This is a genomic window from Gordonia zhenghanii (genome assembly GCF_021738965.1).
In the GTDB taxonomy this organism is placed as follows: Bacteria; Actinomycetota; Actinomycetes; order Mycobacteriales; family Mycobacteriaceae; genus Gordonia; species Gordonia zhenghanii.
Genome location: NZ_JAKKOQ010000001.1, coordinates 368,368 through 391,716 on the forward strand (window position 1 = coordinate 368,368; position 23,349 = coordinate 391,716).

Sequence of the window (23,349 nt, forward strand, 5' to 3'; positions counted from 1 at the left end):
CCGCCTTCTCAGCCGAAGTACTCCTGACAGCTGACGAAGGAGGACCGCGTGAGCACAGACAATCTCGTCCATTCCACCCGGACCGCGGCGGAACTGCCGCTGACCGCCGCACAACGCGGCATCTACTACGCCCAGCAGATCGACCCCGATGTGCCGATGTCGGTCGCTGCGTTCGTCGAGTTCCACGGCAACGTCGATGCGGACCGACTCGAGATCGCGGTGACCGAGGCTGCCCACGAGACCGAGGCAGGTCTGCTGCGACTGATCTGGAACGAGGAGGACGAGCCGACCGTAGTGGTCGACGGCGACCGCGACGTCACACTCGGCAGGCGAGACTTCTCTCGACACTCCGATCCGCGCGCGGCGGCCGAGAACTGGATGGACGAGCACCGTGCCCACGTTCCCGACCTGTTCACCGATCCGCTCCTCCAGACGTACCTGTTGACGCTCGGACCCGACCACAGCATCTGGTACTGCTGGGGCCATCACCTGGCCTTCGACGGGTACGCCGCGATGTACATGATGCTGCGAGTCGCTCAGCGCTACACGGCAGGCGACGGCAGCGCCCTCCCCGAAGCGACGATCGCATCGATGGCCGAGGTCGCAGGCATCGACGATGAATACCGCAGGTCGGACCGGTTCAGCGACGACCGCGACTACTGGTCCAAGCGCCTCGGACGAGACGTCGACGCCCTCCCGACCACGTCGTTCTCGGGTCGAAGCGACGTGGCGGCTCCCCTGGCGACCATCGTCTCCGAGTCTCTCGACGACGACGTCGTCGAGCGAATCCGGTCACGCGCCACAGCTCTGCAGGTCCGACCGGCCTCCGTGATCACCGCGGCAGTCGCCCTCTACCTGGCCCGGTTCAACGACACCGCAGACGCCATGCTCAGCCTTCCGGTCGCCGCGCGCGATACCGCGTCACTGCGCACCTCCGCCGGACTCACCTCCAATGTGGTGCCCGTCCTGGCGAACATCGACGATGCTGAGCACCCGTGTCGAGTCGACGACCTGATTCGCAGCGTCAACAGCGACATCAAGCAAGCCGTGCGACACCAGCATTTCCGTCACGAAGACATCATGTCCGAGATTCTCAGCGCAGCGAACGGTAAGCGCGGCTTCTTCGGACCGATGGTCAATGTGATGTTGTTCTTCAAGCACATCGATTTCGGGCCGCTGGCCGGCGCGCTGCACATCCTGTCGACCGGACCGGTCGAGGACGCCTCGGTGAACGTCTACGACTCGATCTCCGGCGGCATGCATCTGGACCTCGAAGCCAACCCGAACGTGTACGACGACGCCGACGTCCACGCGCATCATCAGCGACTCGTCCACTTCCTCACGCGTTTCGTCACAGCCGACCCTGCGCTGCCGGTCACCGCTCTCCCCGTCGCGACCACCGACGAGATCGCGCTGGCAGACCGGTGCTCGGTCGGTCCGACCGTCGACTACGGCGAGGCGACGCTGACCGATCAGCTCTCTGCTGCGTACCGTCGCTTCGGCGACTCGACTGCACTCATCGACCCCGACGGGACGACCCTCACATACGACGAGGTCGGCCTCCGTGTGGCTGCGACGGCAGCCGGCCTGCGCGCCCGCGGAGTCGGAATCGAAGACGTCGTCGGCGTGATGTTGCCGCGCGGCCTCGACCAACACATCGTGCTGCATGCGGTTCTCGCGACCGGAGCCGTCTTCGTCCCCTTGTCCCCGGACGAACCCGACGCACGGCGCGAGCGCATCCTCGACATCGCCGAACCGGCACTGGTCGTCGTCGACGACGACCAGGAGCCGATCCCCGCACCGACCGCTACACCGCAGTCGCTTGAGGCGTCGGGCATCGCCGGATCCCCCGAATTCACAGCGCCGCCCACGACCGTCCACCCCGACAACGGCGCGTACCTGCTGTTCACCTCGGGCTCCACCGGAGCCCCGAAGGGGGTTCTCATCACCCATCGCGCTCTGGTGAACCGGCTGTCGTGGATGCAATCCGAGTACCCGCTGACATCCGACGACCGAGTTCTCCAGAAGACGCCTGCCAGTTTCGACGTGTCCGTATGGGAGTACTTCTGGCCGCTGACGGTCGGAGCCGCGGCGGTCGTCGCCGCACCGGACGGTCACCGCGATCCGTGGTATCTGCGACGCGTGGTCGAGGAGACCGGCGTGAGCGCGATGCACTTCGTGCCGTCCATGCTCGCGGTCTTCGCCGAGACCCTCGGCTCCGACCCCGAGACGATCGACCGGACCCGCTCCGCCCTCACCTCGGTGCGCACCCTCTTCACCAGCGGCGAAGCACTCACCCCGGGAGTGGTGAGCGCAAGCGCAGCACTCACCGGGGCACCGATCCACAATCTGTACGGGCCAACCGAGGCCGCCATCGACGTCACACACCACAACGCCTGCGATCGGACTGAGCCGGTCATCCCCATCGGCATTCCGGTCCACAACACCACCGCATACGTGCTCGACCGGCGACTCGACCCCATGCCGACCGGAGCGATCGGCGAACTCTATCTCGGCGGCGTGCAGTTGGCTCGCGGATACCTGGGTCGCTCCGCCCTCACCGCCGATCGTTTCGTCGCGGACCCGTTCGGCGGCGGTCGGCTGTACCGGACCGGCGACCTGGTACGTCGGCGTCGCGACGGCGAACTGGATTATCTGGGACGCACCGACTCGCAGTTCAAGATTCGCGGTCGCCGTGTCGAACTCGGCGAGATCGAGAACGCGCTCGCCGATCTCCCCGGCGTCCTGGCTGCGGGCGCGGTCGTCCGCGACGACCTGCTCGCCGAGCGGATCGTCGTCGGCTACGTCAGCGGTGACGGACTCAGCAGTGACGGGATCAGCAGTGACGGGATCAGGGACCGCGATCTGCGCGGCGAACTGTCTGCGACGCTTCCGTCCCACATGATCCCGACCGTCGTAGTCGTCTGCGACTCACTTCCCACCACCTCGAACGGCAAGCTCGACCGCCGGGCACTTCCCGATCCTGATCTGGGCGGACCGGCCGGAGGCAACACCGAGCGCGACACACCTGCCACCGATCTGGAGCACCTCGTCCACGACACCGCGTGCGCCGTGCTCGGCGTCGACGAACTGCCCATGACGGTAGGTCTGATCGAAGTCGGCGGAAACTCGCTGGCAGCGACTCGCGTGGCCGCACGACTGTCCACCGCCACCGGCGTCCGTCTCGGGATCCGCCACATCCTCGACGCGACCGACATCCGCGGAATCGCCGAGGCACTGCGCACGCGCGGCGTCGCCGACGATGCACCCGCTGCTGCCGCCCGGTCCACGCACGCATCGATCGACGGACCGGTACCGCTCTCGCCCGCACAACGGCGCCTATGGCTCGCCGCACGTCTGGACTCCGCATCGGCCGCGGTATACAACATTCCGTTCACCGTCCGGCTCATCGGCGACCTCGATGCCGACGCGCTCACTGCGGCGCTGAACGACGTCGTCGCACGACACGAACCGCTGCGCACCACCGTCCGCGACACAGACGGAGTGGCGTTTCAACAGGTGTGGCCTGCGGACCGGCCGCTCCTGGACGTGGAGCGAGCCGACGCCGGGACACCCGAGAGCGTCAAGGACTTCGCCTCGCGGCCGTTCGACCTGACCGCGGACCTCCCCATTCGGGCTCGCCTGATCTCTCATGACCGGCACGACCACACCCTCGCCGTCGTGATCCATCACCTCGCCGCGGACGGCTGGTCACTCGGTCCGCTCGCCGACGATCTCGCCGCGGCCTACCGCGCGCGGCGCGTGGATCAGGCTCCGACGTGGGCCGAGCTGCCAGTCACCTACCGGCAGAGCGCCGCGGACCGGCACGCCTGGCTCGACGATCCTGCGTCGGACGCCGGCGCTCAGCTCGAGTACTGGGCGCGCGTCCTCGCCGATGCCCCCGTCGACACCGAATTGCCCTACGACCGTTCCCCGTCGCACGCCGATCGCCGTTCGGGCGCACATGTGCGGGCGCCGATCGACGCCGCCACCCGCGGTCGTCTCATGTCGCTGGCGAGCAGGTACGACACCACGCCGTTCATGGTGGTGCACGCGGCGGTGGCCGCGCTCCTGCGGACGATGTCGAGCATCGACGACGTCATCGTCGGAACTCCGGTTTCGGGACGCGGCGACGACGAACTCGATCCGTTGATCGGCATGTTCGTCAACACTCTCGCGCTGCGTACTCCGGTCGACAAGAACGCGGCGTTCTCGGACCTCCTGTCCATCGTTCGCGAACGCGATCTGGCCGCATTCGACAACGCGGACGTACCGTTCGATCGGGTGGTCACCGACTTGAACCCCGCTCGCAGCAGCAGCGGCCAGCCCTACTTCGACGTGTCCGTCGCACTCGAGGACGCCGCCCAGATCCGTCTGGACATCGCAGGCCTCGCCGCGACTGCCGCCAAGATCGATATCGGGACCAGCAAATTCGACCTCGAGTTCACCATCATCGACCGTGCCGACGACAGCCTCGGGATGGATCTCGACCTCGGCTACGCCGACGAACTCTTCGACCGGGTGACAGCCGCGGGCCTGGCCTCGCGCTACGTCCGACTCCTGCAGACGGTCACCGCCGAGCCCGGCATGTCGATCGGGGACGCGTGCGTACTCGATCCCGCGGACCGTCTCGACCTCGTGCCCGCGGTCGGCGGCGGACGACGCCCCGTGGAACATCTCACGCAGTTGCTCGGTTCGGCAGCGGCTGCCGAACCGTTCCGTCCCGCGATCGTGGATGCGGCGGGTCGCCTGCGGCTCACCTATCGCGAACTGGACGAGGCCTCCAACGCTCTCGCCAGAACCCTCATCGACAAGGGCGCCGGACCAGAGAGCTATGTGGCGGTGTCCCTGCCTCGCGGCGTGGACTGGATGGTCGCGGTGTGGGCCGTCGCCAAATCGGGCGCGGCGTGGGTACCGGTCGACCCCTCATACCCACCGGTCCGGACCGAGTTCATGCTCGACGACTCCGGTGCGTCCGTCATCGTCACCGACACCGCGTCGGCGACGCAGTTGCCGACCACGACCGCGCACACAGTGGTCGTACTCGACGCAGACGACGTCCGGACTCCGCGGCCCGGCGACGACGTCTCGGCGGTCACCGACGCCGACCGCATCGCGCCGGTCGACGTCGATCAGCCCGCGTACCTGATCTACACCTCCGGGACCACTGGTCGACCCAAGGGCGTCGTGGTGAGCCATCGCGGTCTCGCCGACTTCGCCGCCGAGCAGGTGTCCAGTCTGTCGCTGACCGGAGACAGCCGCACGCTGCATCTGGCGTCACCGAGCTTCGATGCGTCCGTGCTCGAAGTGATCATGGCGGTCAGCGCCGGGGCGAGCATGTGCATCGCGCCTGCGGACATCGTCGGCGGCGGTGAGCTGTCCGCACTGATGGCCGACGCCGCGATCACCCACGCGTTCCTCACCCCGTCGCTCCTGACGACGATGTCGCCCGACGACCTCCCGCGCTTGCGCACCCTGGTCATCGGCGGCGAGCATCCCAACGCCGAGTCCGTCCGGCGCTGGTCGGCCGGCCGTCGTCTGATCAATGCGTACGGCCCCACTGAGACCACCGTGGTCGCAACCATGTCGCAGGGCCTGGATGCGACCGACTCGGTGACGATTGGCCGGCCCATCCGCGGCGTGTCCGCGCTGGTGCTCGACGAACGGCTCCGACCGGTGGCGCCCGGCGTAGTCGGCGAGCTGTATCTGTGCGGCTCGCACCTCGCTCGGGGCTACCACGGGGCACGGCCGTTGACGTCCAAGCGTTTCGTGGCGAACCCGTACGGCGAGTCCGGCGAACGGATGTATCGCACGGGCGACCTGGTCCGCTGGACCGCGAGCCACGCCCTCGAGTTCCGCGGACGCGCCGACCATCAGGCCAAAGTGCGAGGCCATCGCATTGAACTGGGCGAGGTCGATGCCGCACTGCTCGCCGACGACGCCGTTCAGAACGTCGTCACGATCGTGTCCGGGACTCACGACGCCGCTCGGCTCGTCGCCTATGCCACGGCGCCCCGGGGCGAAGTACTCGACGACGCCGCGCTCCGCGGCGTCCGTGACCGACTCACCGACCGGCTCCCCCGCCACATGGTCCCTACGACGATCATCGCGCTCGATGAGATCCCGGTGACGCACGCGGGCAAGATCGACACCCGGGCGCTGCCCGCGCCCGAGACCACGTGGGATCGACACGCGCGCACTCCCCTGCGGGGCGACGCCGAACTCGCGGTCGCCGACGAGATCGCTCGCGTGCTGGGCATCAGCGCCGATCATCTCGGCCGCGAGTCCGACTTCTTCGAGCTCGGCGGCAACTCCTTGTCGGCCACCCAGTTGGCGACGGCACTCGAGAATCGCACCACCGCCCACGTGCCCGTGCGTGCCCTGTTCGACAACCCCGACGTCGCCGCGATCGCTCGGCTGATCGGCGACACCGCTGACACCGGTCTCGTCCGCGACGAGCAGCCGAGGGCCCCACTCGTGCACGACGACAATCCCGACGGCCCTGCCGAACCCGGTTCCGCTCAGCAGCAACTCTGGTTCCTCAATCAGCTCGCGGGCCCCGACGAGGGCGCGGCCTACAACATCGCGTTCGCTCTCCACCTGGACGGCGACCTCGACGTCCAGGCGCTCGAGGGCGCGCTACGGCACACCGTCGGCCGGCACGAGCCGCTGCGCACGCGATACCCCGCACACGACGGGCACCCGACACTCGACGTGCTCGAGGACGTCGACGTGACGCTGACTGAGGATCTCGCCACTGACGACGAATGGGAGCAGCAGGCACGCGCGATCGCCGCGCAGCCGTTCGACCTGACCGTCGAAGGCCCACTCCGCCTGGCCTTGCACCGTCTTCCCAGCGTGGACGACCGACCGGCACGGCACCGACTGACACTGGTCATCCACCACATCGCCGCTGACGGAGCCTCCATGACTCCGCTCGCCCGCGACATCGGGTCGGCGTACGCCGACCTGCACGCTGGTCGTGACCCGCAGCAACCGGCGCCCGCCTTCTCCTACAGCGACTATCTGCGCTGGCAGGCCGCCGGACTCGCAGGCGGATCGCACTCCCAGTCGGCGACGCGCTTGGACGAGCTCACCTCGTGGTGGCGCGAGAACCTGGCGGGGATGGGCCACGCTCCCGTCCTCGCATCCGATCTCGCCACCACCGACCAGCCGACCGCGACCGGCCGCGCGGGCGTGATCGAGACAGCGTTCGAGGACGACCTCCGCGCCGCCCTGCAGACTCACACCGTCTCGGGAATCACCGATTTCATGACTGTGCACGCGGTCCTCGCAGCTCTGCTCCATCGGATGTCTGCCGACCCGTCCGCACATGTCGAGACCGGGGTAAGCGACCTCGTGATCGGCACACCGGTCGCAGGCCGACCAGATCCCGGACTCGCAGATCTGGTCGGGATGTTCGTGAACTCGGTACCGCTGCGCACCCGTGTCGACTCGAATGCTCCGTTCACCGAGTTGCTCGCCGCCGTCCGCGACGCCGACCTCGACGCCATCGCGAACGCCGACATGCCGTTCGAGAAGTTGGTGGCCGCCATCGCACCGCCTCGCACCGGACGACACCCGCTCTTCGACATCGCCGTCACACTCGACGACGCCGTCGGCGGCGGCGCCGAAGTCCAGCTCCCAGACGTGACTGCGTCCGCCCATGAGATCGGTACCGGCGGAGCACGTTTCGGCCTGGAACTGCGCATTCGTGACGGCGTCGCGCGCTTCACCTACGACGTCGGGCTCTACAGCGAGCAACGGATCGCCGACCTCGCACAGCGATTCACCGGACTCGCCCGACAGATCGCCGACGACCCCGAACGTCGGATCGGCGACTTCGAACTCACGCGCGCAACCGACGGCCCCGCCGACGCACACGCCGCAGCGTCCGAACCGGTCCACCTGGCCGACCTCGTCGACCGCGCGGTACGTACCCGACCCGACGCCGTCGCCCTCGACGACGGCGCCGTCCGACTCACCTATCGCGATGCGGGCCGGCTCTCGGACCGGTGGGCGCGAGCCCTGACTGCGTGCGGTGTGGGCTCGGACGACATCGTCGCGGTCTCAATCGAGAGGTCGACGGAGTCGGTGCTCGCCACGTGGGCGATCGCCAAGACCGGAGCCGCCGTCATGCCGGTGGATCCGAGGTATCCGGCCGGCCGCGTCCACCACATGCTCGCCGACTCTGGTGCCACGATCGGCATCACCACGTCGTCGCATCGCGACGATCAACTCCGACCGAGCGGTCCCGCTGATCTGCGGTGGATCACCGTCGACGAGTTGACGGCGGACCTGCCTGGTGCGCGCGGCCTGTTACGCGATCGGCCGGCTCGACGAGTCGACGGCTGCGCGTACATCGTTTACACCTCCGGCACCACCGGAGTCCCGAAGGGTACATCGATCACCCACCGCGGGCTCGCCGCGTTCGCCGCGACCCAGACGCGCCGCTACGGCGTGGATTCGACTAGCCGGACCCTGCACTTCGCTTCGCCCGGCTTCGACGCCGCGATGCTCGAACTGCTCCTCGCGCTCGACGCCTGCGCCACGATGGTGATCGCCCCTACCTCGATCTACGGCGGTGACGAACTGACCGAGTTCCTCGCCGAGGAACAGGTCACTCATGCATTCGTGACCCCTGCGGCGATGTCTGCCGCTGCCCCGCGTGACCTTCCGGACCTGCGGTGCCTCGGGGTCGGCGGCGAGTCTTTCGGCCGCGAGCTCGTCGCACGGTGGGGAGCCGATCGCACCTTCTTGAACTGCTACGGACCGACCGAGGCCACCATCGTGGCGATGATCGCGTCGATTACCCCTGGCGCGCCGATCACCATCGGCACTCCGGTGGACGGTGTCCGCGCCGTCGTTCTCGACTCACGTCTTCGGCCGGTGCCGCCGTTCGTCCCCGCCGACCTGTACCTGATGGGGCCCGGCCTGGCCCGGGGCTACCTGAACCGGCCCGGCCAGACGTCGACGGCCTTCGTCTCGGCGATCGACGGATCGGGCCGACGCATGTACCGGACGGGCGATCTCGCCTCGACCGATCTCACCGGAACCGTCACCTTCCAAGGACGCAACGACCGGCAGGTCAAGGTCCGCGGATTCCGTATCGAACTGGACGAGATCGACTCGGCTCTCGCCGGGCACCCAGACGTCGGCGCCGCGGTCACCGAGGTTCATGGGTCCGGCGACGCAGCTCGCCTGGTCAGCTATGTGACCGGCCTCGGCGACGGTTCGGCGAGGCCGGCGGAGATCGTCGCGTTAGCCGCGCAGCGGCTCCCCCGGCAGATGCTTCCGTCGATCATCGTTCCGATCGACGCGATCCCGATGACGGTCAACGGCAAGGTCGACAGGGCCGCGTTGCCCGCACCCGAGCCTGCTGCGCACACCTCGTCGCGCCGCCCGGCGGGCGACGCAGAGGAGGTGCTCGCCGACCTGGTCGCCGACACCTTGGGACTACCCGATGGCAGCGTCGGAGCCGACGACGACTTCTTCGCGCTCGGGGGCACCTCGCTCGCAGCGACGACGTTGGTCAGTCGGATCAACGCCGTTCATCGCGGCGATCCGATCCGCGTCCGGTCGGTCTTCGACGACCCGATCATCGCCCGGCTCGCGCGGCTGCTCGATATCGATCCCAATGTAGATCCCCGGGTCGATCCGAGCACCGCGCACGACGACGTCTCCGCGATCGTCTCACCGGATCGTCCGATGCGCTTTCCGCTGGCGCCCATGCAGCGCCGGATCTGGTCGCTGCACCGCAGCGATCCGGACGCCCTCGACTACGCGATGCCCTTCATGCTGCAGCTGCACGGCACCCTCGACGCCAAAGCTCTGCGCGACTCCCTCGTTGATGTGGTTACCCGCCACGCCGTTCTGCGGACGTTCTACACCGACACTGCCGACGGTCCCGTCGGCATGGTGTCCGACGATCCCGAACAGGTCGTCGGTGACATCCAGACCGACGGCATCGAGGCAGATGCGACCGGTCCCGAGTCGATGCTCGCCGCCCTGCTCGCGCGCCCGTTCGACCTCACCCGCGACGCACCGCTGCGGGCGCTACTCACCGGCGACGGCGAATCTCACGCACTGGTCCTCGTCCTGCACCACATCGCCGCGGACGGCGGGTCCATGCCGACCATCGTCGGCGACCTGCTCGAGGCGTATCGCGACCGAACCGGAGCTGCCTCGCACCGCGCGCCGCGGCCGCCTGCGATACCGGACTACCGCGATTACGCACTCGCATCAGACGCCGTCCGCGAATCTGCGGATCTCGAGTACTGGACGTCCGCGCTGACCGGCGCTCCGGCCGTCACGAGTGTGGACGCCGATCCCGCACGGGCCGATCAGACCGGCGGATCCACCGTCGAACTACCGATCGACGACGCGCTGCGCGACGAGGTCGCCGCCTTCGCTCGCACCAACTCGACGTCCGCGTTCACCGTCCTTCACACCGCGCTGGCAGTGCTGCTCAATCGACTCGGAGCCGGTGACGACCTGGTGATCGGAACGCCGGTCGATACGCGCGCCGCGTGGAGCCCTGGAACCGAGGCAGGCCTGGACCTGCGCGCGATGGTCGGAATGTTCGTCAACACCGTCGCGCTGCGCACGACGATCGATCGAAACGCGAGCGCACAATCACTCCTGGAGCGTGTGCGGTCTCAGGACCTCGATGCCTGGGATCACCTCGCAGCGCCATTCGACGACGTGGTCTCGACTCTCAATCCGACTCGCGTCTCGGGTCGTAGCCCGCTGTTCCAGGTAGCCCTGTCAGTTCACGACTTCGTCGGCTCGATCGCAGGCGAGCAACTTCCGGTGTCTGCGGATCTGGTCGGCGAGATCGCCGAACTCGATACGCACACCGCGAAGTTCGACTTGCAGTTCACCGTCACCGGAATGAACTCGCAGTCGAGGGAGCCTCGGCTCGCGTTGACATACGCGCGAAATCGATACGGTCATGCGGACGCAAAACAGCTAGGTGTGCGTCTGCTGCGTGTGGTCCGCGCCCTCGTCACCGACCCACAACGCTGCATCGGCGACATCCGCATCACCGATCCGCTAGAAGTCGCTCGCCTCGCTCCGTTGTCCGGGTCCTCGGCGACGCGTCCGCGCACATACTCGGATCTGCTCGACGACGCGGTCCGGCGTAACCCCGGCGGCGTCGCCGTCACCATCGGGGACCCCGCGAGGACCACGGTCGACGTCACCTATCTCGACATGTACGAGCGGGCCAACCGCCTGGCCCGACAGCTGTTGAACCGGGGCGTGGCGCGAGACCCGGAGTCGGTCGTCGCCGTGGCGATCCCCCGGTCACTAGAGGCGATCGTGGCGATCTGGGCGATCGTCCGGACCGGAGCCGCGTACGTCCCCATCGACCCGATGTACCCGGCTGACCGGATCGCGCACATGCTCCACGACGCGGGCGCCGGCCTGATCATCACGACGTCCGATCACGCGAGCACACTGCCCGCTCGCGGCACGCCGACCCTCGTGATCGACGAGTCCGCCGTGCGACGAGAGCTGGCGTCGACCTCACCCGCGCCGATCAGCGACGACGAGCTGCCGCGGCCGATCGACCTCGATCAGTTGGCCTACATGATCTACACATCGGGTTCCACTGGAACTCCCAAGGGCGTGCTCGTTCCGCACCGCGGGCTCGCCGCAGTCCACGACGAGCTCGCCGCCCGCATGTCGCCCGACACCACCTCGCGCGTTCTGCACTTCGCCTCACCGAGCTTCGACGCCTCAGTGCTCGAGTTCCTGTTGGCGGCGGCAGGCGCATCCGCTCTGGTCGTCGCACCGACGACTGTCTACGGCGGAGCCGACCTGGAGGGCGTCATATCGCGCAGGCAGGTGACACACGCGTTCATCACTCCAGCGGCCGTGTCGACCATGTCGGCCGACGACACGTCATCGCTCACCACGCTCGCGGTCGGCGGTGAAGCCGTCTCGACCGACCTGGTGCGGATGTGGGCCCCTGGTCGGACCCTCCTCAACGTGTATGGCCCGACCGAGACGACCATCATCACCACGGGCTCGGAACCTCTGGTCGCGGACGATCGCGTCACCATCGGACGTCCGAACAACGGGGTGTCAGTCGTCGTTCTCGACAATCGTCTGCACCCGGTTCCCGCGGGTGTTCCCGGCGAGCTCTACCTCCTCGGGCCCCAGGTCACCCGCGGCTACCACGGGCGCCGCGCACTGACCTCGACGCGCTACCCCGCGGCCCCGATGGTCCTCGGTCCCGAGTTCGCCGGGCAGCGAATGTACCGTACGGGCGACCTGGTCCGGTGGAACCACGACGGACACCTCGGTTACATCGGTCGCACCGACGATCAAGTACAGGTGCGTGGCTTCCGCGTCGAACTGGGCGAGATCGACGACGCGTTGTCTTCGGTGCCCGGTGTCCGTGCCGCCGTCACGGTCGCCGACCACACGCCCGGCCAGACGGTTCTACACAGCTATGTGACACCCGCCGGCGATTCGGGGGCGCTCGGCTGGGCCCCACTCGAGCCAGGATCGGTACGTCGGGCCCTCGTCCGGCGACTGCCCCGGCACATGGTCCCCAGCACAGTCACCGTCTTGGACCGGCTCCCGCTGACCGCGGTCGGAAAAGTCGATCGACGCGCACTGCCTCGCCCGACCGTGCCGACGACTGTCGGCGGCGACGCCCCGATCGGTGCTGCCGAACAGCGGATCGCCGACACGTTCGCGGACGTCCTCGGGGTCGACTCGGTGGACCGCGGCGACAACTTCTTCGACCTCGGCGGCGACTCCTTGCGTGCGACCACGCTCGTGACGAGTCTCCGGCAGGCGGGCCTTCAGGTCACGGTTCCCGACGTGTTCGCTGCGCCTACCCCCGCCGAACTCGCGGCCGACCTGGCCGACGACGCCTCAGATCGTCAGTCGTCGCCTGCCCTGGCCCCACTGTTGACGCTGCGGCGGGGCGACCCGGGCGCGGGCATGGCTCCGCTGTTCGCGATCCACCCGGCGATCGGCCTGGCGTGGAGTTTCACGACGCTGCTGCCGCACGTCGACGACGACCGTGCGGTGTACGGACTGCAGAATCCCACGCTGTCGGGAGCCCAGGCCGCAGAGTCGATCGAAGAACTCGCCGCCGACTACCTCCGGCGTATCCGCGAAGTGGCTCCGCACGGACCCTATCGACTCCTCGGCTGGTCCCTGGGCGGACTGATCGCGCAGGAGGTCGGAGTCGCACTGCAACGCGCCGGGGAACGAGTGGAACAGTTGACACTCCTCGACTCGTACGTGTTGGCCGATCACGCCGGCTTAGCGGGCGGCGAATCCCTGCGAGATCTGCTCGGAGAGTTCGGCATCGACACCTCCGACATGGTCAACGATCCCGACGGGTCGGCCGTCTCGACCGCCGTCCGCGCTGCGGGCGGACCGTTGGCCGAGCTGTCCGACGACGACCTCGAGGCGGTCCGTGCGACGTTCGAGTCCGCCGCGTCCCTCGCCTGCCGGTGGGTTCCGCGAGTCTTCGAAGGCGATGCCGTGTTCATCACCGCCGACCGAGGTGGCACCGGAGTCGAGGCCCGCGCCGACTGGATCGATATCGTCACCGGATCCCTCGCCGACGTACACGTCGACTGCACTCATGCCCGAATGTTGCTGCCCGACAACGTTGCTCAGTACGGGCACGTTGTCGAGAACAGTCCATCGAACCAGGGACGCGGCGACCGCCGCGACACCCCACGAGAGGAGAACTGATGAGCCCCAACCCATTCGACGACACCGACGCCACCTTCACAGTGCTGGTCAACCACGAGCTGCAGCACTCATTGTGGCCCGAGTTCGCACCTGTGCCCCACGGTTGGACGCCGGTGTTCGGTCCCGAAGGGCACGCCGAATGCCTCGAATACGTCGAGTCCAACTGGACCGACATGCGGCCGGCGAGCCTCGTCGCATCGATGGAGCGGGCCGCAGACCGCAAACGCGCCGCCGCCACGCAAGCGACGATCATCGATCACCGGGAGGAAGTCCGTGGGACGGCACAACGCAAGCACGCTTGAGCGGGAGGCCCCGCCGGGCGGCTGTGACAGCGACGACGCCCCGACCGCGGGCCTCGCACCCGTACGCCACTCGACCGACGCCCTCGTCCTGCGAGGCGTGACGAAGACGTTCGCTAGTGGACTGCTCGGGCGAGGTCGGCCGCATGTCGCGGTGGATCAGCTCGACCTCACTGTGCCCGCCGGATCGATCCACGCGATCCTCGGCCCCAACGGCGCGGGCAAGACGACCACGGTGTCGATGATTGCGACCCTCCTGCGTCCCGATTCGGGCGAGATCCTGATCGACGGCGTCGACGCAGTCGCCACGCCGTCGGAAGTCCGCGGACTCATTGGGGTGTCCGGTCAGTACGCGGCCGTCGACGGCAACCTGAGCGGGTTCGAGAACCTGCGCATGGTGGCACAGCTGTACGGAATGACGAGACGGGAGGCCTCGGCACGGGCACGCGAGATGATCGACGAGCTCGATCTCGTGGCCGCAGCGGACCGACCGATGCGAACCTACTCGGGCGGCATGCGGCGCCGCCTCGACCTCGCGGGCGCCCTGATCAACCGTCCACGCCTGGTGATTCTCGACGAGCCGACGACGGGGCTCGATCCGCGCGGGCGCAGGCAGATCTGGGGCGCGATCAAAGAGCTGACCCGCACCGGGACCACGATCCTGCTGACCACCCAGTACCTCGAGGAGGCCGATGAACTCGCCGACGACGTCACTGTCGTCTCGGCGGGCGCCGCTCACGCACGCGGCACACCGTCCTCGCTCAAACGTGAGTTCGGAGACGCCGAGCTGACCGTCGAGGTAGCACGTACGGGGGCTCTCCGAAGCGCGGTGGATGTGATGACCACTCTCGCGGATGTCGGTTCCGGACCTCCAGAGCAGCTCGACGACGTGCGTTTTCGCGTTCGGGTCGAAGCCGGGAGCCGCACCGCAGTACGTGCGGTGACGGCCCTGAACCGGATCGGGGTCGAGGTCCTCGACGCCGGTGTCACCGCACCGACCCTCGAAAGTGTCTTCCTCGCCTTGACCGAACCGATCGCCACAGACGACGAAGGAGGTGCATCTGATGTTCGCTGACACCGCAGTCCTGGTGGAACGCAATCTGATCACTGTTCGCCGCATACCGACACTGTTGCTGAGCGCGACCGTGCAACCGCTGATGTTCGTGTTCCTGTTCGCTTACGTGTTCGGCGCGACTCTCGGCGGTGGTCAGTATCGGGAGTTCCTGATGGCGGGCATCTTCGCCCAGACCGTCCTGTTCAATTCGGCGTTCACCACCGTCGGACTGGCCAACGACATGTCGACCGGCATCGTCGATCGCCTCCGGTCTTTGCCCATGTCGAGGCTCGCGGTGATCGCAGGCCGCGTCACATCCGACATGCTGCTGGGCATGGTAGGGCTGACGGTGATGGTCGCGTGCGGATTCGCGATCGGGTGGCGTATTCGCGGGAGCGCAGTCGACGCGATGATCGCTTTCGCGCTGCTGCTCCTGTTCGCGCTTGCCATGGCGTGGGTCGGCGCGATCACCGGGCTGGCCGCGCGAAACGTCGAGGTCGCACAGAGTGTCGGATTCCTCTGGATGTTTCCGGTGACCTTCCTCTCGAGTGCCTTCATTTCGGCGGCCAGCCTCCCCGGGCCGCTGCGCGCGATCGCCGAGTGGAACCCAGTCACTGCAGTGGCCACCGCGTCCCGCGATCTTTTCGGGAACGCCTCGCCTCCGGACTTCCCAGACCCGACCGGATGGCCCGCCGACCACGCACTCGTCTACGCACTCATTTGGAGTGGAGCCCTGTTGATCGTGTGCATCCCGCTCTCGCTCTGGCTGTACCGTCGATCAGCAAGTCGATGAGGATCGCTGCAGAGGCATTCCAAAACCCACGAAGTACCTGTGTCAGCACTGCGAGGAGGTGACCATGCACCCGAATCAGACCGGCAATGGCGATGATCGCTCACAACCTGACCTGTCGCGGCTGCTCGCCGCATCGGCCGCAGGCGACCAAGCTTCGTTCGCACGCCTTTATGATCTCACCAATGCACGCGTATACGGGCTGGTCCTTCGCGTGCTCAAGGACCGCAGCCACGCCGAGGAGGTGGTGCAGGAGTCGTATCTGCGCTATTGGCAGCAGGCCGACCAGTACTCCGCAACGCGCGGCAACGTGGTCAATTGGATGCTGACGATCGCCCACCGCCGATCAGTCGACCGGATCCGGTCCGAGGAGTTGTATCGCAGGCGCGGTTCCGAATACGCGAACGCCAACGCCGCAGTTCCGCCGACACCGGTCGTCGAACTCGTCGAGCAACACGATGAGTCGGTGACGCTGCGCATTTGCCTCAGTCGACTCACGAGTCTGCAACGTGAGGGCATCGAACTCTCCTATTTCGACGGAATGACCTACCCCGAGGTGGCCGCGCACACCTCGACACCGCTGCCGACGATCAAGTCGCGCATCCGCGACGGACTGCGCAACCTGCGTAACTGCGTTAAGACCGGAGAACAATGACTGACCGAGAGTGGCTCGACGACCACGTCGAGCTGTATGCCATCGACGGCCTCCCCACCGACGAGCACGACGAGGTGCAGGCCCTGCTGGATCAGCTCGACGCCGAGTCTCGGATCGAATACGACGACCGCGTCACCGACGTCCGCGAACTCATGCACGACTACGCGCGGCGATACACACGAGATGCACCCGCGACGCTTCGCGCCCGCGTCCTCGCCGATTTCGACGCAGGCGCTGGCCACCGGGGCGACCCGCCACACCAGGAGCCACCGACCGACCTGTCGTCCCGAAGGCGTCACCGCATGGCTGTCGCGGTCGGCGCGGCCGCCGCGGTCGTGGCCGTCCTGTTCGGCGGCGGCGTGCTCGTCGGAAATTCCATCACGCCTGACGAGCCGTCCACGACACAGCAGGCCGATGCGGTGGCCGCCGTGTTCAGCGCCCGGGACGCCACGCTGTCGGTCGGCGACCTCAACGATTCACGCGGCGTCCTCACCGTCGTGAGTTCGAAGTCCCGTAATCAGGCGGTCGCGACCGTGCGAAACATCGACAACCCAGTGCCGGACGACCGGACGCTGCAGTTGTGGAGCATGGGGAGCAGGCCGGAGCCCGTCTCCGCCGGACTCCTCAATGGCTCTGCAGGCTCGCCAATCCTGATCGACGCCCTCGACTCGACCACCGCCTTTGCGGTCACGGTCGAGCCCAAAGGTGGCTCGACGGCTCCCACGACGCCTGTGCTCGGACAAGTAGCGGTGTGAGGACGGCGTTCTTTCCCCGTCGATCCGACTCGTCTACCCTGTCCTATAACACGTTCTATAACTTGTTCTAGTTTTGTGGACTCGACCACGCTAGAGGGCGAAGGGAAGTAGATGGACAACGAGGAGTTCGACGTCATCGTCGTCGGAGCAGGCGCAGCCGGACTGTCGGCAGCACTGACCGCGAAGACTAAAGGCCTGAACACCGTTCTGATCGAGAAGTCGCCGTACTGGGGCGGCTCCACCTCGCGGTCGGGTGGCGGCGTGTGGATCCCCAACAACAGCGTGCTGCGCCGCGACGGCGTCGAGGACACCGTCGACGATGCGCGCCGCTACGTGCACGCGATCATCGGTGAGCACGCTCCCGCCGAGAAGATCGACACCTACATCGACCGCGGTCCCGAGACTCTCGACTATCTGATGGCCAACGCCCCCCTCGACCTCGAATGGGTCAAGGGCTACTCCGACTACTACCCCGAGGCCCCCGGCGGCCGGTCGGGCGGACGCTCCGTCGAGCCCAAGCCGTTCGACGCCGCGCGCCTCGGCGACGACCTCGACACGCTGCACCCGCAGTACACGAAGGCTCCGCTGAACATGGTGGTGCTCCAGTCCGACTACCGCTGGCTCAACATCGGCATGCGTCACTGGCGTGGCATCCAGCGGATGCTGAAGGTCGCGCTCCGCTTCTTCATCTCGCGCACGCGCGGCAAGAAGATGATCGCGATGGGCGCAGCACTGGCTGCCGAACTCCTTCTCGGCTGCCGCCAGGCACACGTCGACATCCGGCTGAATACCCCGCTCACCGATCTCATCACCGAAGACGGCAAGGTTGTCGGCGTGATCGCCGAGGTCGACGGCGTTCCGACCCGACTCCTCGCCCGCCGCGGCGTGATCCTCGGGGCAGGCGGATTCGAGAACAACGCAGCGATGCGCGCCGAGTTCCAGCGCGCCCCGATCGGCACCGAGTGGACGACGGGCGCCCCCTCGAACACCGGCGACGCGATCAACGCCGCACGAAAGACCGGCGCAGGCGTCGCGATCATGGACGACGCGTGGTGGGGTCCGACGATCCCCCTCCCGAAGGGCCCGTGGTTTGCACTGTCGGAGCGATCGGTTCCCGGGTCGTTCATCGTCAACCTGCGCGGCGAGCGCTTCATGAACGAGTCGCTGCCCTACGTCGAGGCCGTGCACAAGATGTACGGCGGCGAGTTCGGTCAGGGCGAAGGGCCCGGCGAGAACATTCCGGCATGGCTGGTCTTCGACCAGCGGTGCCGTAACCGCTACATGTTCGCCGGCGTCACCGCCCGCCAGCCGCTGCCCAAGAGTTGGCTCAAGTCGGGTGTGGTCGTGAAGGCCGCCACCCTCGCCGAACTGGCCGAGAAGACCGGTCTGCCTGCCGACAAGCTCGCCGAGACCACCTCGCGGTTCAACGGCTTCGCCCGCGCAGGCAAGGACGACGACTTCCATCGCGGCGACAGCTCGTACGACCACTACTACGGCGACATCACCAACAAGCCGAACCCGAGCCTCGGCCCCATCGACAAGGGTCCTTTCTACGCGGCCAAGATGGTGCCCGGCGACCTCGGCACCAAGGGCGGCGTCACCACCGACGTCGCCGGACGCGCGCTGCGCGAGGACGGCTCGGTCATCGACGGGCTGTACGCGGCAGGCAACACGAGCGCGCCGGTGATGGGCCACACGTATGCGGGCCCCGGCGCCACGATCGGCCCGGCACTCGTGTTCGGCTACCTCGCGGCGCTCGACGCCGTCGCAAAGTCGTCGGCTTCGACCACCACCCGCGCGGAGGCCTGACCCATGCCCATCGATCCAGCAGTCGCGGTCGGCGCCGACCTCGGCGAGCAGACATTCTCGTGGACGCCGCGCGAGGTCGCGCTCTATAACCTCGCGGTCGGCGGCGCGTCCGATCCGATGGACACCGTCGGCCTGCAGTACGTCGACGACGCCGCACCGAAGGTCCTGCCGTCATTCGCGACTGTCGCCGCGAACTTCCTGGCGACACAGGCTCCCAAGGTCGAGTTCCCGGGCGTCGACATCGATCTGGCCAAGGTCGTGCACGGCAGCCAGCAGGTCCGGGTGCACCGACCACTTCCCGCGTCCGGCACCGCGACGATGCGCACTCGGATCGCCGAGGTCCAGGACAAGGGCTCGGCCGCCGTCATCATCCAGGAGTCGGAGACGGTCGACGAGTCCGGAGCCGCGCTCTGGACGGCTCGCTCGTCGATCTTCGCGAAGGGCGAAGGCGGTTTCGGCGGCGAGCGCGGAGCGTCGACGCGCGTCGAGCTCCCCGACCGCGACGCCGACCATCGCATCACCGTTCCGACGCTCCCCCAGCAGGCGCTCCTGTACCGGTTGTGCGGCGACCGCAACCCGCTTCACAGCGACCCGGAGTTCGCACGGGGAGCCGGGTTCGACCGTCCGATTCTGCACGGCCTGTGCACGTACGGATCGGTCTGTCGCGCTGTCGTCGACCAGATCTACGGCGGTGACGCGTCCGCGGTGGTCGACTACTCGGTGAGTTTCGCCGGAATCGTGTTCCCCGGCGAGACATTGCAGATCGACGCCTGGGAAGATGGCGGACGACTGCTCGCGGCAGTGAGCGTCGTCGAACGAGACGGCGCCGCGGCCCTGGGCAATGTCGTAATCAGCACTTCCTAGCCGAAAGGACCTGCATGTCCACGTCTCTGCTGCCCGTTCTCGACGATAACCGAGAGGCGATGACGTCCGACTTCACTGATGTCATCGACGCGGAGGTGAAGAAGCAGTCCGGTCTGTCGGGCACCGCGGTCAAAGCCGCGTACTCGGCCGCACAGAAGGTGAAGCCCGGCGTGGTCGCGAGCGCGACCAACAAGATGCTGCCGGACTTCCTGACCGCGCTGTCGCCGTTCTGGGACTCGAAGCCCGCGGGCACGCCGTTCGGCGAGCATCTGGCGAGCAACGGCGACGCTGCGGCCGAGGCTCTGCTCGCCGTCACCGACGGCCGGGCCGCATCGGCGCCCTCGGGCCTGGCCAAGGCGTACAAGAGCCTGCGCGGCAAGGCGAAGGGCTACGTCATCGACGCTCTGCCCCCAGTGGGCGGGGTCATCGAGAAGTACGCAGCCCGGTAGGCCCTCAGACGATGCCCGGATCAGACGCCGTTCGACGCACCTCGCGTCGGGCGGCGTCTGTCGTCTTTCGGTCAGGCAGCTGTGGTGACGATGAGGACGAGAACCGCGATGATTCCGACCACCCCCGCCACCAAGGCCAGCAGGCGCCCGATGTGGAGTCGGACATCGCTCAATTCGGGAGACCGCGCAATTCGATCTGCAGCCATGATCATCCACTTTCGTTCGTGTGGGGCGGTTATTTGCCCGTGTGACTACAGTTACACGAGTTACCAGAGAAACAGGTGAACTGACGATGCGTGTCGGATATCGAACGGGTGACGGATCGACGTCGCTCCGAGTCGGGTGGCTCGTCCTGATCACGTGCGCCGCAGTCAGCTTAGTCGTAGCGGGGATCGCCGCACTCAACACGGCACTGCCCGACATCGCCGCAGACACCGGTGCCACGACCGGTCAGATGACCTGGATCCTCGACAGCTACACGCTGATCCTCGCCGCCCTCCTGCTTCCGGCAGGCGCGATCGGCGATCGCTTCGGACGCCGCAGCATCCTGTTGATCGGCCTCGTCGTCTTCGGCCTCGGTTCACTCGCCGCGATCTGGGTCGACAGCCCGACCGCACTCATCGTCACCCGCCTCGTCGCGGGCGCGGGCGCCGCGCTGATCATGCCTACCACCCTGTCGTTGATCACAGCTGGTGTCCCGAAAGACAAGCGCGCCTTCGCTATCAGCGTATGGGCGGCCGTCGCGGGCGTCGGCGCGATCGCCGGTTTCTTCGTCACCGGCGTCCTGCTCAACTACTTCCACTGGCACTCGGTGTTCATCACGTTCGCCGCGTCGACGGCCATCGTCTTCGTCCTCGTCCTGACCATCGGCTCGTCGAAGGACGAGCACCCCGGCAGGTTCGACGTCATCGGGTCGCTCACGTCGACCACGGCGATCGCAGGCGTCGTGTTCGGTCTCCTCGAAGGGCCGCACCGCGGTTGGACCAACCCGCTGGTCCTCGTCAGTCTGTGCGCGGGCGTCGCATTGACCGCAACCTTCATCGTCGTCGAACGCCGACGGACCGCCCCTCTGCTCGACGTCGACCTGTTCCGCAACCGCGCGTTCGCGGCAGGCTCGGTGTCGGTGATGTTGCAGTTCCTCGCGTCGTTCGGTCTGTTCTTCCTGATTCTGCAGCAGTTGCAGTTGGTGTTCGGCTACTCGCCGCTCAAGTCCGCGGTCGCGTTGTTCCCGCTCGTCCTCGGCGTCGGATCGTTCGCACTGATCGGCAATTGGATCGCCGTACGATTCGACTCGCTGCGATTCGTGATCTCGATCGGCATCGCCATGACAGCGGCAGGCGTGATCGCACTCGGCGTCTTCGACATCGACGTCTACTGGAAGGTCGCCGTGATGCTCGGCGTCTGCGCAGTCGGCATGGGTCTGGCCATGGCCCCGTCGACCACCGCGATCATGTCGAACACTCCGGTGGACAATCAGGGAGTCGGGTCGGCAGTCAACGACACCGCCCGCGAGATCGGCGCGGCGATCGGAATCGCGTTGGCGGGCAGCATCATGGCCGCAGGCTATGAGAGCCGGATCGGGCCGACCGCCGACGCAGCTGCCGCGAAGATCTCACCCATCGACCCCGACGCCGCCGCGGCCGCAGACGAGGCGATCCGCAACTCGATGGCGGGTGCGGTGAAGGTCAGCGACCAACTTCCGCCGATGGCATCGAGCCTGGCCGACGAGATCACCGCGGGCGCACGGGCCGCGTTCGAAGAGCCGCTGCAGACGTCGTTCGTGGTCCTCGGCAGCGTCCTTGCGGTCGGCGCGGTGTTCCTCGGTTGGTTCACTCCGCGCAAAGTCGTCGAGGACGCCCTGTAACCCGTGGACACTGCACTCACCCAGTCGTGGTCGCACCGAATCGGAACCGACCCGGTGCTCGTCTACCCGGACGGCTGCATGGACTTGGTGTTCGACGGCGAGACCGTCTCGGTGGCAGGCGCCGACACCGGTCCGAGGTTCGTCTCGCGTCGCCCCGGCGACCTCGTCTCGGGCGTACGGTTCGCTCCCGGCGTGCTGCCAGCCGTCCTGGGTGTCCCCGCCGGTGAGTTCACGGATCGCACAGTTCCATTGGCTGACGTTTCGCCCGCGCTCGCTCAGCGACTGCGAACACCGCAGGACGCACAGGCCGCCGCGTCCGTCGCTGTCGAGTCCTGGATCGGTCCGGCCGTACTGGCGCTGTCCCGAGGCGAGCGAGCGGCGCAGACCGCCGATCTACTCGGCCTCAGCGAACGTCAACTCCATCGCCGCTGCGTCTCGGCGTTCGGATACGGCCCGCGCAAGCTGCAGGTGATCCTTCGCGCGGGCGATGCCATCGAGATGCTGCGCGGCGGTCTCTCGCTGTCGGACGCGGCGACGGCAGCAGCCTACGCCGACTATCCGCACCTGTACCGAGACATCGTCCGACTCACCGGACGCCGCCCGGCCGAATTCAGTCCCGCCCCGTAGTTCAGTCCGCGCGTAGTTTCAGGCGCCAGCCGCGTACAGGTCGACCTCATTGCCGTTCGGGTCGCGCACCGTCGCATAGCGCTGGCCCCACGGTGCATCGAACGGCGGGCGGACGATCTGCGCGCCGAGACCGGCGAGATCGGCGACGACGTCGTCGACCGCAGCGGGCGACGGGCACTCGAACGCGAGGCTCATCGGCGACGAACCCTTCTGCGGCCGTGTCCAGTCGGGATCGAATCCACGGACCGTCGACACCGGATCGAACATCACCCGGAAACCGCCGAGGTCGGCTTCGACGTGCGGTGCATCGTCGGCGGCGACCGGGATTGGCAGGCCGACCCGGCGATAGAACGCGAGGGTCGCCTGCAGGTCGTCGCACACGATCGACAATGCGTTGAGGCGGGGCGCGGAAGCATTCGTCTCTGTCATGCCGATGACGTTAGACCGACATCATT

General features: G+C 67.5%; 13 protein-coding genes. 11 read left to right on the plus strand and 2 right to left on the minus strand.

All coding sequences use genetic code 11. The annotated features are described in order from the left end of the window. Positions 1–48 precede the first annotated feature (48 nt). The 9 genes from L5G32_RS01605 to L5G32_RS01645 all read left to right on the plus strand — a co-directional run bounded on the left by L5G32_RS01605 (position 49) and on the right by L5G32_RS01645 (position 20,403). Positions 49–13,728 carry a non-ribosomal peptide synthetase gene (locus L5G32_RS01605; protein WP_237009256.1) on the plus strand — a complete coding sequence of 4,560 codons (13,680 nt, stop codon included), beginning with the start codon at positions 49–51 and terminating at the stop codon, positions 13,726–13,728. Continuing rightward, entirely contained in the window at positions 13,728–14,030 is a 303-nt protein-coding gene (locus L5G32_RS01610; protein WP_237009257.1) for an MbtH family protein, read from the plus strand. The genes L5G32_RS01605 and L5G32_RS01610 overlap by 1 nt, the downstream gene beginning before the upstream one ends. Beyond that, on the plus strand, positions 14,002–15,102 hold the full coding sequence (locus L5G32_RS01615) for an ABC transporter ATP-binding protein (protein ID WP_372491602.1): 1,101 nt from the start codon (positions 14,002–14,004) through the stop codon (positions 15,100–15,102). Before L5G32_RS01610 ends, L5G32_RS01615 begins: the two co-directional genes overlap by 29 nt. Continuing rightward, positions 15,092–15,874 carry an ABC transporter permease gene (locus tag L5G32_RS01620; protein ID WP_237009258.1) on the plus strand — a complete coding sequence of 261 codons (783 nt, stop codon included), beginning with the start codon at positions 15,092–15,094 and terminating at the stop codon, positions 15,872–15,874. The genes L5G32_RS01615 and L5G32_RS01620 overlap by 11 nt, the downstream gene beginning before the upstream one ends. Before the next feature lie 64 nt (positions 15,875–15,938). Next, positions 15,939–16,526: a sigma-70 family RNA polymerase sigma factor gene (locus L5G32_RS01625; RefSeq protein WP_237009259.1), complete on the plus strand. Its 588-nt coding sequence runs from the start codon at positions 15,939–15,941 to the stop codon at positions 16,524–16,526. Next, a complete protein-coding gene (locus L5G32_RS01630; protein WP_237009260.1) occupies positions 16,523–17,281 on the plus strand; it encodes an anti-sigma factor in 759 nt (252 codons plus the stop codon). The genes L5G32_RS01625 and L5G32_RS01630 overlap by 4 nt, the downstream gene beginning before the upstream one ends. 111 nt (positions 17,282–17,392) lie before the next feature. Then, a complete protein-coding gene (gene kstD / locus L5G32_RS01635; RefSeq protein WP_237009261.1) occupies positions 17,393–19,090 on the plus strand; it encodes a 3-oxosteroid 1-dehydrogenase in 1,698 nt (565 codons plus the stop codon). A 3-nt stretch (positions 19,091–19,093) separates the two neighbouring features. Further along, entirely contained in the window at positions 19,094–19,954 is an 861-nt protein-coding gene (gene chsH3, locus L5G32_RS01640; RefSeq protein ID WP_237009262.1) for an enoyl-CoA hydratase ChsH3, read from the plus strand. Between the two features lie 14 nt (positions 19,955–19,968). Further along, the gene (locus L5G32_RS01645) at positions 19,969–20,403 is read left to right on the plus strand and encodes a DUF6918 family protein (RefSeq protein ID WP_237009263.1); all 435 of its coding nucleotides are present in this window, start codon (positions 19,969–19,971) and stop codon (positions 20,401–20,403) included. Positions 20,404–20,474: 71 nt separating this feature from the next. Here the strand turns inward: L5G32_RS01645 and L5G32_RS19165 are convergent, their stop codons facing one another. Next, positions 20,475–20,609, minus strand: coding sequence for a hypothetical protein (locus L5G32_RS19165; RefSeq protein WP_265738549.1), 135 nt, complete (start codon positions 20,607–20,609; stop codon positions 20,475–20,477). 86 nt (positions 20,610–20,695) lie between these two features. Here L5G32_RS19165 and L5G32_RS01650 point away from each other — a divergent pair, with 86 nt between their 5' ends. Together L5G32_RS01650 and L5G32_RS01655 are read left to right on the plus strand one after the other, a co-directional pair. Further along, positions 20,696–22,267: an MFS transporter gene (locus L5G32_RS01650; protein WP_237009264.1), complete on the plus strand. Its 1,572-nt coding sequence runs from the start codon at positions 20,696–20,698 to the stop codon at positions 22,265–22,267. A 3-nt stretch (positions 22,268–22,270) separates the two neighbouring features. Then, entirely contained in the window at positions 22,271–22,894 is a 624-nt protein-coding gene (locus tag L5G32_RS01655) for a helix-turn-helix domain-containing protein (RefSeq protein ID WP_237009265.1), read from the plus strand. 18 nt (positions 22,895–22,912) lie between these two features. Here the strand turns inward: L5G32_RS01655 and L5G32_RS01660 are convergent, their stop codons facing one another. Beyond that, entirely contained in the window at positions 22,913–23,323 is a 411-nt protein-coding gene (locus L5G32_RS01660; protein ID WP_237009266.1) for a VOC family protein, read from the minus strand. Positions 23,324–23,349: the final 26 nt, after the last annotated feature.

What these genes read in the sequence shown, in the direction of transcription:
- L5G32_RS01610 (WP_237009257.1), top strand. Translation starts at nt 13,728, where the DNA reads ATGAGCCCCAACCCATTCGACGACACCGACGCCACCTTCACAGTGCTG.
- L5G32_RS01620 (WP_237009258.1), top strand. Translation starts at nt 15,092, where the DNA reads ATGTTCGCTGACACCGCAGTCCTGGTGGAACGCAATCTGATCACTGTT.
- L5G32_RS01625 (WP_237009259.1), top strand. Translation starts at nt 15,939, where the DNA reads ATGCACCCGAATCAGACCGGCAATGGCGATGATCGCTCACAACCTGAC.
- L5G32_RS01630 (WP_237009260.1), top strand. Translation starts at nt 16,523, where the DNA reads ATGACTGACCGAGAGTGGCTCGACGACCACGTCGAGCTGTATGCCATC.
- kstD (WP_237009261.1), top strand. Translation starts at nt 17,393, where the DNA reads ATGGACAACGAGGAGTTCGACGTCATCGTCGTCGGAGCAGGCGCAGCC.
- chsH3 (WP_237009262.1), top strand. Translation starts at nt 19,094, where the DNA reads ATGCCCATCGATCCAGCAGTCGCGGTCGGCGCCGACCTCGGCGAGCAG.
- L5G32_RS01645 (WP_237009263.1), top strand. Translation starts at nt 19,969, where the DNA reads ATGTCCACGTCTCTGCTGCCCGTTCTCGACGATAACCGAGAGGCGATG.
- L5G32_RS19165 (WP_265738549.1), bottom strand. Translation starts at nt 20,609, where the DNA reads ATGGCTGCAGATCGAATTGCGCGGTCTCCCGAATTGAGCGATGTCCGA.
- L5G32_RS01650 (WP_237009264.1), top strand. Translation starts at nt 20,696, where the DNA reads ATGCGTGTCGGATATCGAACGGGTGACGGATCGACGTCGCTCCGAGTC.
- L5G32_RS01660 (WP_237009266.1), bottom strand. Translation starts at nt 23,323, where the DNA reads ATGACAGAGACGAATGCTTCCGCGCCCCGCCTCAACGCATTGTCGATC.